General features: G+C 41.4%; 14 protein-coding genes and 4 tRNA genes. 10 read left to right on the plus strand and 8 right to left on the minus strand.

The window, feature by feature from the left end:
- Positions 1 to 143: 143 nt before the first annotated feature.
- Positions 144 to 758, minus strand: coding sequence for a tetratricopeptide repeat protein (locus AS141_RS08585; protein WP_317043019.1), 615 nt, complete (start codon positions 756 to 758; stop codon positions 144 to 146).
- A 255-nt stretch (positions 759 to 1,013) separates the two neighbouring features.
- Here AS141_RS08585 and AS141_RS08590 point away from each other — a divergent pair.
- The 5 genes from AS141_RS08590 to AS141_RS25955 all read left to right on the plus strand — a co-directional run bounded on the left by AS141_RS08590 (position 1,014) and on the right by AS141_RS25955 (position 1,719).
- Positions 1,014 to 1,086 (plus strand) — tRNA-Lys (locus tag AS141_RS08590).
- Positions 1,087 to 1,153: 67 nt separating this feature from the next.
- Positions 1,154 to 1,227 (plus strand) — tRNA-Pro (locus AS141_RS08595).
- Between the two features lie 50 nt (positions 1,228 to 1,277).
- A tRNA-Arg gene (locus AS141_RS08600) sits at positions 1,278 to 1,351 on the plus strand.
- Between the two features lie 47 nt (positions 1,352 to 1,398).
- Positions 1,399 to 1,471 (plus strand) — tRNA-Lys (locus AS141_RS08605).
- Between the two features lie 56 nt (positions 1,472 to 1,527).
- On the plus strand, positions 1,528 to 1,719 hold the full coding sequence (locus AS141_RS25955; RefSeq protein WP_157243414.1) for a GIY-YIG nuclease family protein: 192 nt from the start codon (positions 1,528 to 1,530) through the stop codon (positions 1,717 to 1,719).
- 353 nt (positions 1,720 to 2,072) lie between these two features.
- On the opposite strand, the gene AS141_RS08610 is transcribed toward AS141_RS25955, so the two are convergent.
- The 3 genes from AS141_RS08610 to AS141_RS08620 all read right to left on the minus strand — a co-directional run bounded on the left by AS141_RS08610 (position 2,073) and on the right by AS141_RS08620 (position 4,878).
- Positions 2,073 to 2,426, minus strand: coding sequence for a hypothetical protein (locus AS141_RS08610; protein ID WP_057937609.1), 354 nt, complete (start codon positions 2,424 to 2,426; stop codon positions 2,073 to 2,075).
- A gap of 112 nt (positions 2,427 to 2,538) precedes the next feature.
- Positions 2,539 to 3,678 carry an ATP-binding protein gene (locus AS141_RS08615; RefSeq protein WP_232424852.1) on the minus strand — a complete coding sequence of 380 codons (1,140 nt, stop codon included), beginning with the start codon at positions 3,676 to 3,678 and terminating at the stop codon, positions 2,539 to 2,541.
- Between the two features lie 396 nt (positions 3,679 to 4,074).
- Positions 4,075 to 4,878: a LytR/AlgR family response regulator transcription factor gene (locus AS141_RS08620; RefSeq protein ID WP_057937255.1), complete on the minus strand. Its 804-nt coding sequence runs from the start codon at positions 4,876 to 4,878 to the stop codon at positions 4,075 to 4,077.
- Positions 4,879 to 5,173: 295 nt separating this feature from the next.
- On the opposite strand from AS141_RS08620, the gene AS141_RS08625 reads away from it, so the two are divergent.
- A complete protein-coding gene (locus tag AS141_RS08625) occupies positions 5,174 to 5,632 on the plus strand; it encodes a hypothetical protein (RefSeq protein ID WP_057937256.1) in 459 nt (152 codons plus the stop codon).
- A 195-nt stretch (positions 5,633 to 5,827) separates the two neighbouring features.
- Here the strand turns inward: AS141_RS08625 and AS141_RS08630 are convergent, their stop codons facing one another.
- Positions 5,828 to 7,990, minus strand: a complete 2,163-nt coding sequence (locus AS141_RS08630) for a glutamine synthetase III family protein (protein WP_057937257.1) — start codon at positions 7,988 to 7,990, stop codon at positions 5,828 to 5,830.
- 232 nt (positions 7,991 to 8,222) lie between these two features.
- Between AS141_RS08630 and mtaB the strand changes: the two genes are divergently transcribed.
- The 4 genes from mtaB to AS141_RS08650 all read left to right on the plus strand — a co-directional run bounded on the left by mtaB (position 8,223) and on the right by AS141_RS08650 (position 13,279).
- A complete protein-coding gene (gene mtaB, locus AS141_RS08635; protein ID WP_057937258.1) occupies positions 8,223 to 9,542 on the plus strand; it encodes a tRNA (N(6)-L-threonylcarbamoyladenosine(37)-C(2))-methylthiotransferase MtaB in 1,320 nt (439 codons plus the stop codon).
- A gap of 60 nt (positions 9,543 to 9,602) precedes the next feature.
- The gene (locus AS141_RS08640) at positions 9,603 to 9,956 is read left to right on the plus strand and encodes a DUF805 domain-containing protein (protein ID WP_057937259.1); all 354 of its coding nucleotides are present in this window, start codon (positions 9,603 to 9,605) and stop codon (positions 9,954 to 9,956) included.
- 164 nt (positions 9,957 to 10,120) lie between these two features.
- Complete coding sequence (locus AS141_RS08645; RefSeq protein ID WP_057937260.1) at positions 10,121 to 12,133, plus strand: alpha-amylase family glycosyl hydrolase; 2,013 nt, start codon at positions 10,121 to 10,123, stop codon at positions 12,131 to 12,133.
- 201 nt (positions 12,134 to 12,334) lie between these two features.
- Positions 12,335 to 13,279, plus strand: coding sequence for a succinylglutamate desuccinylase/aspartoacylase domain-containing protein (locus AS141_RS08650; protein WP_057937261.1), 945 nt, complete (start codon positions 12,335 to 12,337; stop codon positions 13,277 to 13,279).
- Between the two features lie 144 nt (positions 13,280 to 13,423).
- Here the strand turns inward: AS141_RS08650 and AS141_RS08655 are convergent, their stop codons facing one another.
- From AS141_RS08655 to AS141_RS08665, 3 genes are read right to left on the minus strand one after another with little or no spacing between them, the layout of a single operon-like run.
- On the minus strand, positions 13,424 to 14,467 hold the full coding sequence (locus tag AS141_RS08655) for an ATP-grasp domain-containing protein (RefSeq protein WP_057937262.1): 1,044 nt from the start codon (positions 14,465 to 14,467) through the stop codon (positions 13,424 to 13,426).
- Between the two features lie 49 nt (positions 14,468 to 14,516).
- On the minus strand, positions 14,517 to 16,352 hold the full coding sequence (locus AS141_RS08660) for a flavohemoglobin expression-modulating QEGLA motif protein (protein ID WP_057937263.1): 1,836 nt from the start codon (positions 16,350 to 16,352) through the stop codon (positions 14,517 to 14,519).
- On the minus strand, positions 16,352 to 16,645 hold the full coding sequence (locus AS141_RS08665; RefSeq protein WP_057937264.1) for a hypothetical protein: 294 nt from the start codon (positions 16,643 to 16,645) through the stop codon (positions 16,352 to 16,354). The genes AS141_RS08660 and AS141_RS08665 overlap by 1 nt, the downstream gene beginning before the upstream one ends.
- Positions 16,646 to 16,824: the final 179 nt, after the last annotated feature.

Genomic DNA, 16,824 nt, shown 5'->3' on the forward strand with positions numbered 1-16,824 from the left:
AACATCTTAACCCAAGGTATAAAGGCATGGTCTGGTTGCGGGATACAATCGGACCCAAAACAAAAACGGGATGAGGCGTTGCCATTGGGCGAGTCTATGACCCCTGAAGCCCCACCCATCGGCTCCTGCTGTGGGTGGGAAGTTCACAGCCTTGTAACATCTTCTTTTTTGATGTAGGCGCTTTTATCTTTCCACTCGACTTCATACCAGATATCTTTAGAAGACTTGATCCGCACGCGGTGTCCAGGCTCCACCATATCCACTAGTTCACCACCTGCTGTAGGCTTAGTTACGATGAAAGTAGGGCTACTGGTGACAAGCGCTGTAGGAGGTCCGTTCAGGAAGTTATTAGCTACAAATACCAAAAAGAGAAGTAAGATTGTTGGCCAGAATGTTTGGGTCTTTCCTGATTTTCTACCCATGATCCAACTAGTGACGATAGACAGTACCAGAAAGAAGGCTAACACGCCTACGATATAGTCCTGATATTCTGTCAGGAATAGTACAAACCGTTGTCCATCGCTTACCTCATACCCTACAAGGGAACTCTGTCCAGTTAGACTTTTAATCTTGGTAATCGCTTGGGGATTGGGAGCCAGATCATAGTATTTACTCAGGTAAAGGGTAGCTCGTTCATTATCCCCTATCCCCTCCGCTATGAAGGCCATTTTCAGCAGCATTGCTGGTGAATAAATCCCAGATTGGTAGTTAGAATCGTAGATTTCCATTGCCTCTTTGTAGCTTCTGCTATTAAACAAAGAATCTGCTTTTTCAAGAGCAATTACATCTGCTTGACAATGAATACTTTGTAGAGATATCGATAAAAATATCAAAAGTTTTGTAAGAAAGATTGATTTCACGTTTGGCATTTAAAATTTGTCCCCTTATTTTTGCAGTCCAATTACGGCAATGATCTGGCAAAAAGCAAGGCTAGGAAGTCAATTTGAAAGGTTTTAAGCCACTATTTAGTGGTTAAAGTTTCTGAAATATTTCAACGTAATTCAGTGTAATATGATTCCGTAGCTCAGCTGGTAGAGCAATACACTTTTAATGTATGGGTCCTGGGTTCGAGCCCCAGCGGGATCACGAGATGACACCAATATAATTTGGTAAATCAAAACTTTAACTTGTAAGGAGTTAAAAAAGAAAGTTTCGGGGTGTAGCGTAGCCCGGTATCGCGCCACATTTGGGATGTGGAGGTCGTAGGTTCGAATCCTGCCACCCCGACTTTATTATTGTTAGTTTTGGAGCAATTTCATCTTTCACTAATTTATCCAGGTCCTGTAGCTCAACTGGATAGAGCAACTGCCTTCTAAGCAGTAGGTTTCAGGTTCGAGTCCTGACAGGATCACTACTCAAAAGCGGAATCACGTTCCGCTTTTTATTTTACCAAGTACCGATTCCGTAGCTCAGCTGGTAGAGCAATACACTTTTAATGTATGGGTCCTGGGTTCGAGCCCCAGCGGGATCACAAGAAAGCAGTCCAAAACGGGCTGCTTTTCTTATTTTTATACCATCTTTACTCAGATGGCTACAATGTATAATTTGCAGTCTGAAAGACTTGCCAAGTATTATGTAGGTACGTGCATTGACCTTGACCGCAGATTATATGAACGTAACATCGGTCACTCCAAATTCTCCTCCACAGGAATCCCTTGGAAACTGGTTTACCTTGAGAATTTTGACGATCTGATTAATGCCAAACGTAGAGAATTCTAGATTAAAAAGTGAAAGATGAAAAGCAATCAGAAACTTTCGACCCTCTTCTGACTATTCAAGGCCAAGGCAACCAAGGAAGGCAAAGCGCCGATTTTTGTCTGAATTACCATCGATGATATCGGCTGTGCACTAAGGGAATACAGGGAACGGATGAAAGATTACACACTACCTTACGTACCGTTCAGTATACGGCGGTTCCTTGCTTTTACTCCTCGAAGGGAGTGATTGGTGTTGTTTTCAGTTATCCTCTTTGGAATCACTCTTATCTATCCTTCGGATTCCATCCTATTCTTTTGATAAGAAGCCTCGGTTTCGAGCATCTGACCCTCACTTTATTTCTCGGTAACTTTCATTTACTGCCAGACCGCAAGGTTCGGGCCTTCCCAGAACAACCCGTGATCCGGTGCTTCGCCCTCTGCTGACTCCTCACGACTAGTTTTACCCCGTGTTTCTACGCGTCCATGAGGCCTCCCGTGGTAAGACAGCCCACTTTCACTCCATGTCCCCGCCTCATTTACACTCCGATGTCCATATAATCTTTGGACTTCGACTTTTGATGCAGCCTCATCCCATAGGATATGCCTGATGAGGTTCGTGTTCCTCAGGGCAGAGTTTTGCCGCCGGCTTCCTTCAGATTCCACCCCACGATGGACACCCTTGCCTTGGGCTAGTGGTTGACGATTAAACTCCCCACAATGGACTTTCACCACCTAGCTGTGCCATGCACGGCACACATCTTAGAGCCCGGAGCCCCTGGTTCCGGGCTCTTTTTTATTTCAGTCCTAATTCTACTTCATAAGGAGGCAGTCGTATTGTAGCTTAACTCAGCCCTACAAAATCCCTAAAATTATCTCTTGCTATAACCTGAATGTCGGCATTATAGGCATCTACAAAGCTGGATGGAATTTTTATCTTGGCTTTAGGATTCCATTTAAATTCATACCCAACTATCTTTCCGTCCCGCTCTTCGACATAATCTATTTCTTGTTGGCTTTTTGTGCGCCAAAAATAACGATTGACAAATTGTCGATGATAACTTTGGGTCTTTAATCGTTCAGTTATCAAAAAATTCTCCCATAACACTCCCACATCATTCCGGAGTTCAATCGGATTGAAGTTTTGAATGAGTGCATTACGAATCCCATTGTCATAAAAATATATTTTATGATTAGTCTTTATTTCATTGCGTAAATTTCTACTAAATGTAGTTAGGGGATAGATGATATAGGATAATTCTAATAACCGAATATAATTGGATACCGTATTCTTATCAACACCTGTCAGTTGAGCGACTTCATTAAAACTTACTTCACTACCAAGTTGAAAAGCCAATGCCCGAAGGATTTTTTCCAGTGCTTCTGGCTTTTTCAGATTACCCAATGCCAGAATATCCCTAAACAAGTAACTTTGTGTGATTTCATTTAAACTTTCAATTTCCCCGCCCCGGTTATTGATTACATCCGGATAAAATCCAAAAACAAGACGTGCATTCAAATCACTCGATGCAGTGAGGAAGTCACGGGATTTTTCATATTCTTCGTATGATATCGGATATAAAAAATACTCTCGTTTTCTCCCGGTTAGTGACTCGCTGGTCTGACTACGTAACTCAAAGGCCGAAGAACCACTAATAATCAGTTGTACATCTTTTATTTGATCGTGAATAATTTTAGCGGTCAGTCCTATATTTTCTATTCGCTGGGCTTCATCGATAAAAACGATCTTTGCCTGACCTATAATTGTTTCCAACTGAATGGTACTAGGATTCGTTAAATTGGACCGGACTACCGGATCATCCCCATCAAGAAAAAGGAAATCATGGCCCCTTAGTACTTCTTTGACAAGCGTTGTTTTACCGACCTGCCTTGGACCGACAAGAACAATCATCTTACCTTTAAATAGGTTTTCGGACAATGTTTTTTTGAGTATTCGGTCAATCATAATTGCAATTTTACTCACCAAATATACGTCTTTTTGGTGATTTTACTCACCAAAAAGACTGATTTTCGGTGATCAAACTCATCAAAAAATATAAAGTGCCGTAAAAATCAGACCTACTATTGGAAAATTTTAACTGCATTTCATGCTAAATTGAACGATAGCCAGGAAGAAGCCGGATTGGTTAAGGGTCAGAATTAGGAAAGCATCAGATTTTGATAAATCGAGATTGTATGCTCATTGATGAATTATTGAGAAAACAGGAGTTGCTTTTTGTACCTGCTGATTCACAAAAAAGCAATCCAAATTGGCTGATTTTCTTATTTTAACCTATTGATAATACGCTACATCCTCTTTTCCTACCAAACTAAACAAGCTATTTCGGAGATGACCACAGTTCTTTTCTACCTGCATGGATCACGGTAAACCGAGCACCTTGTATACTTCCTTTTTGTAGGACCTCCCAATTGGAATTGAGTACTTTTCCAGTATAATCTGATTGTGTTGAATAGTTTTGATTCTGTCCAGCGCAACCAAATAAGATTTATGAACGCGAATTAGTTTGTTTTCTCCGAGTAGGGTTTCGGTATTTTTTAAAGAACCCTTGACTATTATCTGGTCATCCTCAGTATAGATGATAGCGTAATCCTTTAGTCCCTTTATATGAGTAATAGAGTCCAGATCTGTCATTACCTTTTTGGTGCCAGTTTTCAAAAATACCTGTCTTTCTTGCCCTTCGTTCTCAAAAGCCTCAGTAGAATTACTATTGGCTCCTATTGCACGTCTTTCCTCATAGCGATCCAGACTGAGTTTGAGCCCAGTACTGAGTATCAAATACCAAAGTGTAGTAACAAAATTATAGGGAAAAGCACTCCAAAAATCCCTGCTCCTGATATCCCCTATCACAAAGCCATATAGATAAATATCATAGAGATTTTGTAGGCTCACATACATTCCAAGTGAAGCGAGAAGCAAAAGAGCGTATTTGGGATATTCCCCGTTTCTGAAAAAACGCGGAATTAGGACATTTAGGTGTAAATACACAAGGGAAATCAGTAGAATCATCCGTACTACCACGCAGGCAACAAAATGCTCAGTAAGCTGAAACTTCAGAATAAGGTATCGTCTGTCGTAAAGGAAAATCAGCGTGACGATTGCCCAAAACAGCAGATGGAAGGCATTGCGGGGAATAGGTTGTTTATTGGTAGGGTTCAGATACATTCTTATAGCTGGAGCTTTTGGTATCAATTACGAATAAATACTTTTCCCACATACAAGGAATAGACCAACTGCTGATAATATAGACCAACGGAAAGGTTCCGTGGAATTCCCGAAAATCTAAAACCCAAGCAATTGGTCTACTAATTCACAACTGTCCTTCACTTTTGGATTCCAATCCCGTAAATCTGAAAAAGGAAACTTCCCCAAAAGGATCAAGGGCAAGCATAAGGCTTTGAAAGGTCTAGTACAAGTTAAAAAATACCAATTACAATTACTCACTTAAACAAATTACAACATGAAAACAATGAAGCTAAAATCCAACATGAACAGCATTCTGATAATGTTGGTAGTAGGATTTTCTACTATGGCCTTTTCGCCAAAACTAGGACTGGACAGTTATGAGATTTATCTTAATGATAAGCTTATCATGAAACAGTATGTAAATCAACCTCTGAACCTTCGTACACTGCAACTGGAAAAGACAGCCATGGAAGACGACCAGCTGTGGATCCGATATACCCATTGTACTATAAAAAAAGGGTCGGGCAGTAATAGGGTCCTTTTATTAAAAGATGACAAGGGACATTTACTCACACAATGGAAATTTGCTAACACTGGCACTGAGAACAAGCCAATGAACGTTTCCGTAGCAGCATTACTTAAGTTGGAAAAGGAGCATAAAGACCATCAAATCAGCCTCTATTACAAATCAGCTGAATTGCCAAAAGCAGAAATGCTGGCGTATCTACGTTAACATCCCTCTTTTATTTTCAAAAAGTCAGGCCAGGCAAAATACGGCTGAAACCAGCTACTCGGAGAAAATATAAACCATAGGTATATCCGGCAGGCTACCCCATCAAAAAACCGAGGAAGAAAATCTCCCTCGGCCTCAGGTTTATGCTTTTAAACCTGTCAGTCTATTTGATGACCTGTCAGATGTAGAAAAAACTTATCTAAGAAAAAGCATTTCTCTGTACTTCACCAATGGCCATGATTCATCATCCACCAGAAGCTCCAATTTGTCCACAGCGTAGCGGATTTTATCAAAGTAAGCTTCTTTGACATCAGTCTGGTAGCCCTTGGCCATTTTCACAATATCTTCCTCTTTGTTAAGTTTCTTACGGGCCTCCACCATTGCAGTGATATTGGACTTCAAAGACTCTATGTGCTTAGATACTTCTTTGATCGTCTCTACTGCTGCGGTATTATCCAATCCTAGCCCTTTCAGGCCATTTGCATTTTGGATGATTTTGTTTTGGTATAGAATAGCAGTTGGGATGATATGATTCAATGCCAAATCTCCCATCACACGGCCTTCAATCTGAATTTTCTTAATAAAGCTCTCAAGCATGATCTCATGGCGGGCATGAACTTCAATGCCGTTCATTACATTATGTCTTTCGAAAAGCTCTTTTGTGGCTTTATTAGCATACACGTCCAAAGCGGACGGAGTTGATTTCAAGTTGGACAAACCTCTTTTTTGTGCTTCTGCTGCCCACTCGTCAGAGTATCCATCACCTTCAAAGCGAACCTTCTTGCTATCCTTGATATATTTTCTCAATACATTGACGATCGCAATTTTCTTCTCTTTGCCTGCGTTCATTTCCTTCTCAATGTCCTTGGTCATTTCTGCCAATACATCCGCCACGATCACGTTCAATACAGTCATTGGTCCCGCTACGTTAGCCTGCGAGCCTACTGCACGGAATTCAAATTTGTTACCTGTGAAAGCAAACGGGGAAGTTCTGTTTCTGTCGGTGTTGTCAAGGATGATCTCAGGAATCTTGGAGATACCCAATTTCATATACATGTTGTCACCCTTCTCGATTTTGATGTTCCCGTTTTTCTCAAGCTCATTCAAAACCTCGGTAAGTGTAGCTCCCAAGAATACAGAGATAATAGCCGGAGGAGCTTCATTAGCTCCAAGGCGGTGATCATTACCCGCAGAAGCAATACTTGCTCTTAATAGATCGGAGTGATCATAGACAGCTTTAATAGTCGCTACCAAGAACGTAAGGAATTGAAGATTTTCTCTTGCGGAATTGCTTGGCTGGAAAAGGTTGACTCCTGTATCGGTGATCAAAGACCAGTTATTGTGTTTACCGCTGCCGTTTACTCCTGCAAATGGCTTTTCATGAAGAAGTACTTTCAAATCGTGTCTTTCAGCAACTTTGTCCATCACATCCATCAACAGCTGATTGTGATCAGTTGCTTTGTTGATTTCTTCAAACAAAGGAGCAACTTCAAACTGGCCTGGGGCAACTTCGTTATGTCTGGTCATAACAGGAATACCAAGCTTAAGTGCTTCGTTCTCGAAGTCGACCATAAAATCCTTCACCCGAGTAGGAATAGAACCGAAATAGTGGTCATCCAATTGCTGACCTCTAGCTGGGCTATGTCCATAAACAGTTCTCCCTCCCATTACCAGATCTGGTCTTGCTGCGAAAAGCGCTTTATCGATCACAAAATACTCCTGCTCTACACCTAGAGAAGGCTGTACTTTGCGTACATTTCTGTCAAATAACTGGCAGATATTTACTGCTGCATCATTGATTGCTTCAATTGATTTCAACAATGGAGTTTTGTAATCCAATGCTTCTCCTGTATAGGAAACGAAGATAGTAGGTATACAAAGGGTGTTTTCGAAGATGAAAATCGGAGATGTAGGATCCCAAGCCGTGTATCCTCTAGCTTCAAAAGTTGAGCGGATACCGCCATTTGGGAAAGATGACGCATCCGGTTCTTGCTGTACAAGGGCGCTACCTTTGAACTTCTCCAAACCTCCCAATGCATCAAAAAACGAATCATGCTTCTCTGCCGTAGAGCCTGTAAGTGGCTGAAACCAGTGCGTATAATGTGTTACTCCTTTGGACAATGCCCAAGTTTTTACAGCTGAGGCTACTTCTTCGGCAGTTGCAGCATCAATCTTGGTTCCTTTATCAATCGCTTCCATAACTCTTTTATAAGCTGAAGGAGCCAAAGACACTTTCATTTGAGCTGTGCCAAATGTGTTGGTACCAAAAAAGTCTGAGATTTTGTTGGATGGTGCTTTAACAGTTACTCGCTGTCTTGTTTGCACCATTGCTAAGGCTTGTTGTCTGAGTGTTGCCATTTCTACAATATGTGGTTTAAAATTATACACACAAAAATAGAAAAATATGTATTCGAAAATGCTTTAGACTAATTTTTGACCTCTTTTTTCGAAAAAATTACACTTTTTTCAATAAATCATGGTAAAAAGGCACCGTTTTCAGGAAAATTTAGTGAATTCAGAGAGAAAATTGGAGAATTGAAAACAAGCGAAGATTAATTACCTTTGCAATCTCATTGTCAGAAGCGTAATTGTGAAAAAAGTAGCCTTTTATACACTAGGGTGTAAGCTAAATTTCTCTGAAACCTCCACTATCAGTCGCCAATTTGAAGAAAAGGGCTATTTGAAAGTCGATTTCCAGGAAAATCCCGACATTTTCATTATCAATACCTGCTCGGTTACCGAGAATGCGGATAAGAAGTGTAAGAAGATTGTAAAGGAGGCCAAAAGAATATCCCCAAATTCCTATGTAACTATAATAGGATGCTATGCTCAGTTAAAACCTAAAGAAATTTCAGAAATAGTAGGTGTGGATGCTGTCCTTGGTGCTGCTGAGAAATTCCGGCTGATTGAACTTCTGGATGATTTTGCCAAAGCCCAAGAAACAAAAGTCCTGGCTTCTGAGATCCAGGAAGCAACTGTCTTCAATAATGCCTATTCTATCAATGATCGCACAAGAACATTCCTGAAAGTTCAGGATGGCTGCAATTACGGTTGTGCATTCTGTACCATTCCCCTGGCACGTGGCAAGAGCCGAAGCAACACAATAGAAAGTGTATTGCAGTCTGCCCGCGAGATTGCCGCAACAGATGTCAAGGAGATCGTATTGACAGGCGTAAACATCGGTGATTTTGGAATTGTAGATGGCAAGAGAAATGAGCGATTTGCGGATTTAGTTTATGCGCTTGACGAGGTAGAAGGTATAAATCGACTGAGGATTTCTTCCATTGAGCCCAACTTGCTCACCAACGAGATCATCAGCTTCGCTGCCCAATCCAAGAGATTTGTACCGCATTTTCATGTCCCTCTTCAATCTGGCTCCAACACCATTTTAAGAAAAATGGGCAGAAGATACCTTCGTGAGCTGTATGTAGATAGAGTGACCAAAATCAAAACGCTCATGCCACATGCTTGCATAGGGGTAGATGTAATTGTGGGCTTCCCCGGCGAGACAGATGAGCTTTTTCTAGAGACTTATAATTTCTTGAATGAGCTTGATGTTTCTTACCTGCACGTATTTACTTATTCAGAAAGAGCCAATACCAGAGCGGCAGAAATGGACGGGATTGTTCCTATTAAAAAAAGAAATGAGCGCTCAAAAATGCTCCGGATTCTCTCGGAGAAAAAGAGAAGGAAATTCTATACTGAGAACCTTGGAAAAACCTTCACCGTCCTATTCGAAGAAGATATACAAGATGGTAAAATCCATGGCTTCACAGAAAACTACATACGTGTCGCTGCCAAGTATGACCCCATGCTGATCAATGAATTAAAATCAGCAACCCTTGATCAGATCAATGATAAAGGAAATGTAGAAGTGCTGGAACCTGAAATGGTCTACGACAAGCATTAAACAGAATAAAATTTTATCTCTGGAATTTAAACAACTTTTTAGCCGGATCGTTACTGTGTTATGGGCTCTTTATTTAAACCAGAGGGAAGAATCACCAGAAGAATGTATCTGGTGATGTTTATTGTATTTTACTTTATCAATATCCTGTGCCTGATGTTGCTTTGGGATAGTTTCCAAACACAGTCATGGGCAATTTTTTACGGAGCCGGAACAGCCCTCATTGCATCCATATGCATCTTGTTAATCCAAGCAATCAAAAGACTTCACGATATAGGCATGGATTGGAAATATGCACTTTATTTGCTGATACCTCCACCTGTCAATTTTATAGGGTTTATCTGGCTGGCTGCAAAAAAAGGGCAAGAAGGAGTTAATAAATATGGCCCTGATCCAAGAAAAACCGATCTCTTTTAAAATTTTCAAAAATTAATTTGCCATACTATGGGCTATACCACCAACGAAACAACTTTTTGCCTGACGCTTTTTTATTATTGACATAGGATAGACGGGAAACTCTAAAGTTTCGGGAATTATCCCCATCATTTTTCTAAATTCAAATCGGATAAAAAAAACTACTGGTGGAAGATTCAAATAAAATCGCTTTAGTTCGTCAAGAACCCTGGCTTGCTCAATACGAACCCCAAATCCAGCGAAGGTTTAATCGTTATAGGGAGGCTCTAAGAGAAATCGAGGATTTCAGCGGTAATATCATCGAATATGCCTCTGTCCATACGTATTACGGGATACATTTTGAATCCTGGAGAAAAGGCTGGGTATATCGTGAATGGGCTCCGGCAGCGAAGCAACTCTATTTAGTAGGTGAATTCAATGACTGGAACAGAAGCTCTCATCCCATGAAAAAAAGTCCACGCGGAGACTGGGAGATTTTTCTGCCCTTTGAGCAATACAAAGACACCTTTATACATGCTAGCAAGGTAAAAGTTCATGTGGTGACTGAAAACAGCGCTTTGGACAGAATTCCTGCTTATATCCGGAGAGTTGTCCAAGATGAGCTAACCCATGACGTGGCGGGCCAACTTTGGTTTGTCAAAGATTTTCAATGGACAGACGGCTCCTTTACTACAGAGAATAGCCTGAAACAACCCCTCATTTATGAATGCCATATTGGAATGTCTCAGGAAAAATTCGGGGTTGGCACCTATAAAGAATTCGAAGAACTTACACTTCCAAGAATTAAAGCTGCCGGATATAATACCATCCAGCTCATGGCCGTAATGGAACACCCGTATTATGGATCCTTCGGCTATCATGTTTCCAATTTCTTTGCACCTACCTCACGATTCGGAACTCCGGAAGAATTAAAATCCCTGATCAATAAAGCACACGAAACAGGACTTGCAGTAGTCATGGACATTGTGCATTCCCATGCGATCAAAAATATCAATGAAGGGCTGAATGAGTTTGACGGGAGTGATAATCAATACTTTCATCCGGGGGAGAAGGGTTATCATGAAGCCTGGGATTCCAAAGTTTTCGATTATGCCAAACGTGAAGTACAGCAGTTTTTACTTTCAAATATCCGCTATTGGTTGGAAGAATTCCATTTTGACGGTTTCCGATTTGATGGGGTGACCTCTATTATGTATTCCCATCATGGTCTCTTCATGGATTTTGACTCCGTAGATTTGTATTTCGATCAAAATGTGGATGAGGATGCGATTTTGTATCTACAACTGGCAAATACATTAATTCATCAGCTCAAACCCAAGCGCATATCCATCGCCGAAGATATGAGTGGCATGCCTGGACTGGCCAGGCCGATTGCAGAAGGGGGAGTAGGATTTGACTTCCGGATGGCAATGGGAGTACCGGACTTTTGGATCAAAACGCTGAAACATAAACAAGATGAGGAGTGGGATATGTTTGAACTGTGGCATCAGCTGACCAACCGGCCGGCAGCCGAGCGATCCATAGGCTATGCAGAAAGTCACGACCAAGCTCTGGTAGGTGACCAGACACTAGCTTTCCGACTCATGGATAAGGAAATGTACTTTTCCATGTCTCTGCTTCAGCAAAACCTGATTGTAGATCGTGGAATCGCTCTCCATAAACTGATCCGGTTGATCACACTTACACTAGGCGGTGAGGGCTATCTGAATTTTATTGGGAATGAGTTTGGCCACCCAGACTGGGTAGATTTTCCCAGAGAGGGAAATGACTGGAGCTATCAGTATGCCCGGAGGCAATGGTCACTGGTCGATGACCCATTGCTAAGATACGGACACTTAGGCGCTTGGGACCATGCTATCATCAAGCTTGCAAACGACTACCAACTCCTCTCTTCCGCTCCCGCAGATCAGCTCCATCTTGATCCTGACAAAAAAATCCTTGCCTATGAGCGGGCTGGATTGGTTTTCATCTTTTCCTTCCACCCTACCGAGTCATTTTTTGGATTGCCTGTGCGCATCAAAGAAGCAGGTAAATACAAAATCTTACTGAATTCCGACCAGAAGGATTTCAGTGGTTTCGAGCGGCTTGATCAACGCATAATTTATCCTGCAGATGAGCATCATTGCGTCAACTTATATTTGCCTAACCGAACCGCGATTGTACTTAAGAAAGTGACATGAGGCCTTAAGCCTCCAACCTCATATTGAGGAAAATTGCTCTCACTTATAAACAAAAAACTCTTTTTAGAACAAAGCACAAAATCGTTCGGCTGAATTAATCAGCGTTCACTCTTCCAAAAACGGCATTTTTTTCCATTCTGACTTTCTATTTCTCATGGTATAAAGTTTGGCTATGTCAAGTCACCCCTAACTGATATTGCCATGAAAAAGAAAAGTGAAAGACTAGCGAAAGAAACCCTTACCAGGGTAATCGGTGAATACCCCGCGGAACCAAACAATCAAACCCCCGGTCCTTACCTGCTGGTAAGTGGGGGAATACATGGAAATGAGCCAAGTGGCGTCTTGGCCTTGCAGCGCGTTTTCAGAAAACTTCAAACGACGGAACCTCTACTGAAAGGTAAAATAGTAGGTGTAGCCGGGAATATTGTTGCCTTAAAAAAAGGAGTCCGTCTTATTGACAGGGATCTTAATAGAATCTGCACATTGGATAATGAAAAGCAACTGAAAGCAGGAAAGAAGATGGACTTCCATGAGGCTTCTGAGTTTAATGAATTGTTAAAAATCGTAGAAAAGCTCGAAAACGAAGAATTTAATACATCTTTCCATTTCATGGATTTGCACACCACATCCTCAACTACTGCTCCGTATATCAGTGTAAATCGTAACGAAAGCAGTTTTAAATTTGCCAAGCAGATGCCCTTGCCGGTAGTAAAGGGGATTGAGAAATACATTCCGGGACACTTCGACCATTATCAGACACTCAAAGGTCACATTGGTTTTACCATGGAAGCTGGACAGCATGACGATCCTACATCAGTAGATTACCACGAAGCCGCGATCTGGGTGATTTTGGTGGATACTGGAATGCTGGAAAAATCAGCCATACCTTATAAAGATTATTATAAGACACTGGAAAGTGCCTCACCCACTAATGACAATTTTGAGGTGATTTACAGACAGGAAATCAGTGAAGATCATTACTTCAGAATGGATCCAGGCTATGCAAATTTCACCAAAATCAACAAGGGGCAGCGATTGGCCTGCCTTGATGGAGAAACAATCAAATCAGATACTAGTGGGCGTGTGTTCCTTCCATTGTATCAGAATCAAGGCTCGGACGGTTTTTTTATAGTCAAACCTGTATGAAATTTTGTATGGCTACCGGCAATGATGCCAGTAACCTGAATTCCATATCAAAAAAAGGCTGTCTTCTATACTGTACCAAGAATATCTGACACTTTATGGCCCTAGTCTATGGAAGCAGCCTCTATTTTGTTTTCCGACGAATGCTTACAGATTTAGAGTTGCCAAAAAAGCATTGGGAAGTTTTCCGTCATACTGCTTTTGATATTCTACTTTTCTTTCCAGAGCACGTATTATTTCAGCACCAAAATCCACACCTTCAAGCCTATTCATGGCATTGATAGCACCTGGGCTGTCTAGATTAAGCTCCATGATTTTGTCCCCCACAATATCAATCCCTGCCAGAAACATCCCATCCTGCACCAATTTTGGTCCGACTATATCGCATAACATCCTTACTTCATCGGTAATCTCGGCATGAATAGCTTCACCTCCTGTGTGCAGGTTACTTCTGATATCGTTATCATTTTTGCGATTGACTGCAGCTACTTTTCCCTTTATTTCCAGGATTTTACCATTCATCATGATCACTCGTATATCTCCGTTTTTTGCCGCAGGCAAGTATTGCTGGGCGATCACAAAACCATACCGGTTGATTGTTTCCACGATTTGGTTAAGGTTCTTATCATTGTCAACTAAAAAAACATCCTTGCCACCAGAACCCTGAAGTGGCTTCAGCACAACTTTCCTTTTTTCTTTTTTATAGAACTCCTTGATTTCTTCTGCGTCCCGGCTTATGATGGTTCTTGGCCTTACTGTTTCCGGAAAATGCTGGAAGTACATCTTATTAAAAGAAGACATCAAAGCATAAGGATCATTCACTACAAGAACTCCATTTGCCAAAGCAATCTGACCGAAGACCATCCCCGCAGTCTGTGCCCATGCTCTCTCACCAAACTCTTCACAGGGATTGCTCCTCAGAAAAAGCACATCCAGGTCATCAGAGGAAATATGTATACGTTCAATTTCGGGACTGTGAATAGCTTCAATATATTTATCCAAATTGCGGAACTTCGTTTTAGGGGCTTTCACAGCAATAGCCCCCATTTTACCATCTTCCAGATAGCATAGTTGGCCTACACTGATGATATATACCTCATGCTCTCTGCGGAGGGCTGCTGAAGACAGCATTGTGGTACTGTATCCTGCCGTCTCGGTTTCTATTTGATTTACTACAAATCCAATTTTCATTTTTGTGGTGATTAGTGTTAATAGCCAGCTGGCTAGTTCGGATAAATGGTTAATTGGCTAGTTCGGGTAAGGTGAGTCCTTCCTTTAGTTTTTTCAACCGGTCTTGGGCAAAGTCTGTTTTAAAATAGTGTGGAGTAAGAGGAGAAGGTTTTATGATGTCACGAATACGGAGTTCCTGGATCAATGGAATATGTTTGAATCCAATCTTTCCTACGTATAAGGGCTCCAGCTCCCCCCCGCTTTGTAAATAATCGATCAGCTTAATCAGTCCCCTTAAATAAATAATATCTTTAGTACATCCACCGCCTTGGTAGGCTCTGGCAGTGATCTGGAAGGCCTGTTCAGGCAGTGCGTCATAATCCGAGGTGAGTGTATGATAAGTTTCTTCAAAACTCATCCCTTCGGTCACTGCTCTACCGGCAATTACCCTTGCTGCCAGCGTGCGAAGCCTATTATTGGTCAATCCTCCTACCAGATATTCTGCTAGTACAGCCAAGCCTTCCTGCAACTCATCATAACCTGCAAAACCGCTGCTCATCTGGCCAAAAGACTGCATTTGGCCATTATAAAATGTGAGTACGTGGGTTCCTATTTCATGGTGGACAAGAGCATTGATACGCTTCTTTGGGATTTTAAAGCTTGATCCTATATAGAGCTGGCCCCTAGACACGAGCATTCCTACGATATCATTTTTTACTTCAACCTTTGCCTTTAATTGAGGATATACTGTCCTATATTCTTTTATTTCGTCGGTACATATTTTTGCCATTTCGTAAGCCTCCACATACTCTGCATCCTCGAAATTATCCGGTGGCAGCGTTTTCAACAGGAGTTTAGCCGTCTCATGAAGCTCCACCCCAGGAGAACTATACAATCGTATACTACTGTACATGAAATTCTTGGTCCCCCGTTCCTTTAGCATCGTAATTTGCTTTTCCAGCTCCTCCCGTTTTTCAGTATAGAGAAAAGAAAGTGTAGGATCTTCAATGCTTCTAATATCAATTTGAAAAAGCTCTTCTTTCAGACGATCCGGGTCGATGGGCAAATTTCGGTAAAGGAATTTCGGGTTTTTACGGTGCCTGTTAGCTATAAATTCTTCCTTTGCCTGCATGGTATTGATCGGGGAAATAAGTAGAAGAAATTGGTATTTAGCTTCAATTTCTGAAAGTCGGCGATCTACTTCCCACACTTTTTCATCTACAGTGATGCTACCCAGGCGCTGATAATTCTGAATATCAAAGGATGTCTGCACCCGGATAAATTCATATACTGCCTTTCTCAATAGGCTTGAAAAGGCAATCTTGAATTCTTTGAATACCATGTAATAAAATTCTTTCTTGGCCTTATTCTGGAAAAAAGGTGGAATCTCAAGCCCCATCAAAAATATACCCGCTTCTTGGCATTGCTTTAAAGTCAGGAAGTCAACGAGATGATCGGGGTGGCGAATTATACTCTCTTTTACTTGCACATCCAGCTCCTGGTGAGTATCACAAAACTTCTGTAAACCTGATTTTAGTGCTTTTACGGTATTGGGAGCTTTATCTTTGGCAGTTTTGATTACAAATGAGTTACTCTCTTGTTTCCCTATCCAAACCTCAAGAAGCATCACCGAGCCATACTCCTCTGCAAGTTCTTTCGTTAGCTCTTTTGCTAGTAGGGCGATGTCAGAATTGAAATCCGTGCTGAATTCTGTAATCAGATAGGATGACTCCATTCTTACCAGATCTGGGACTTTGAAGTGATCTTGTTTTTCTTTCCTATAGATCAAAAGAAAAGGCAGCCTTCTTTCTATCCTCAGCCGGCTTTTTTTTCCAAGTGAAAGATCAAGCATTTTCCCTGTCTTTAGGGCCTCAGTGAGTGCTTCCTTCGTCTTTTTGTCTATCATTACTTTTCCTCTTCATCCGCGTTACTGTAGAAATTATTTTCCTCGTCTTCTGACCCGATTCTTTCCTGCTCATCATCCAACTCGCTCCCAGGCACATCCAAATCATCCCCGGTGAAATCTACCTTCCTTTTTCTCTCCAGAAGTTGCTCGTCATCTCCTCCATCATCGCTTAGATTGGCATCTCTTGGCCCGAGAGCTTCCAGATCTTCCTTGGTGACTTTAGCTTCACTGGCAAGGTCCTTCGTAGATTTTTCATCGGTAGCTTTGCTATTCTGTGGCTTAGTAGTTTCCATGGTGTTATTCGTTTAGTTAGGCTTATTATAAAAGGCAATCGAAATGCCTTTAATTGATTTAAGCCTATTAAAAAATCTGAAACAGTCTGATAAGGCAAATAGCCGGGCTTTATTCGTATTGAAAAGATTTAAAGCAAACTTGGCAGCTGAGCCTTAGCTATAGCTGAGTAGAAATATTC

Source organism: Algoriphagus resistens (assembly GCF_001442615.1).
GTDB lineage: Bacteria > Bacteroidota > Bacteroidia > Cytophagales > Cyclobacteriaceae > Algoriphagus > Algoriphagus resistens.

Bases quoted from the DNA above. Each gene is read 5' to 3' on its own strand.
- AS141_RS08620 (WP_057937255.1), bottom strand. From the start codon at position 4,878: ATGTATCTGAACCCTACCAATAAACAACCTATTCCCCGCAATGCCTTC.
- AS141_RS08660 (WP_057937263.1), bottom strand. From the start codon at position 16,352: ATGATAGACAAAAAGACGAAGGAAGCACTCACTGAGGCCCTAAAGACA.
- AS141_RS08640 (WP_057937259.1), top strand. From the start codon at position 9,603: ATGGGCTCTTTATTTAAACCAGAGGGAAGAATCACCAGAAGAATGTAT.
- AS141_RS08655 (WP_057937262.1), bottom strand. From the start codon at position 14,467: ATGAAAATTGGATTTGTAGTAAATCAAATAGAAACCGAGACGGCAGGA.
- AS141_RS08630 (WP_057937257.1), bottom strand. From the start codon at position 7,990: ATGGCAACACTCAGACAACAAGCCTTAGCAATGGTGCAAACAAGACAG.
- AS141_RS25955 (WP_157243414.1), top strand. From the start codon at position 1,528: ATGGCTACAATGTATAATTTGCAGTCTGAAAGACTTGCCAAGTATTAT.
- AS141_RS08665 (WP_057937264.1), bottom strand. From the start codon at position 16,645: ATGGAAACTACTAAGCCACAGAATAGCAAAGCTACCGATGAAAAATCT.
- AS141_RS08650 (WP_057937261.1), top strand. From the start codon at position 12,335: ATGAAAAAGAAAAGTGAAAGACTAGCGAAAGAAACCCTTACCAGGGTA.
- AS141_RS08625 (WP_057937256.1), top strand. From the start codon at position 5,174: ATGAAAACAATGAAGCTAAAATCCAACATGAACAGCATTCTGATAATG.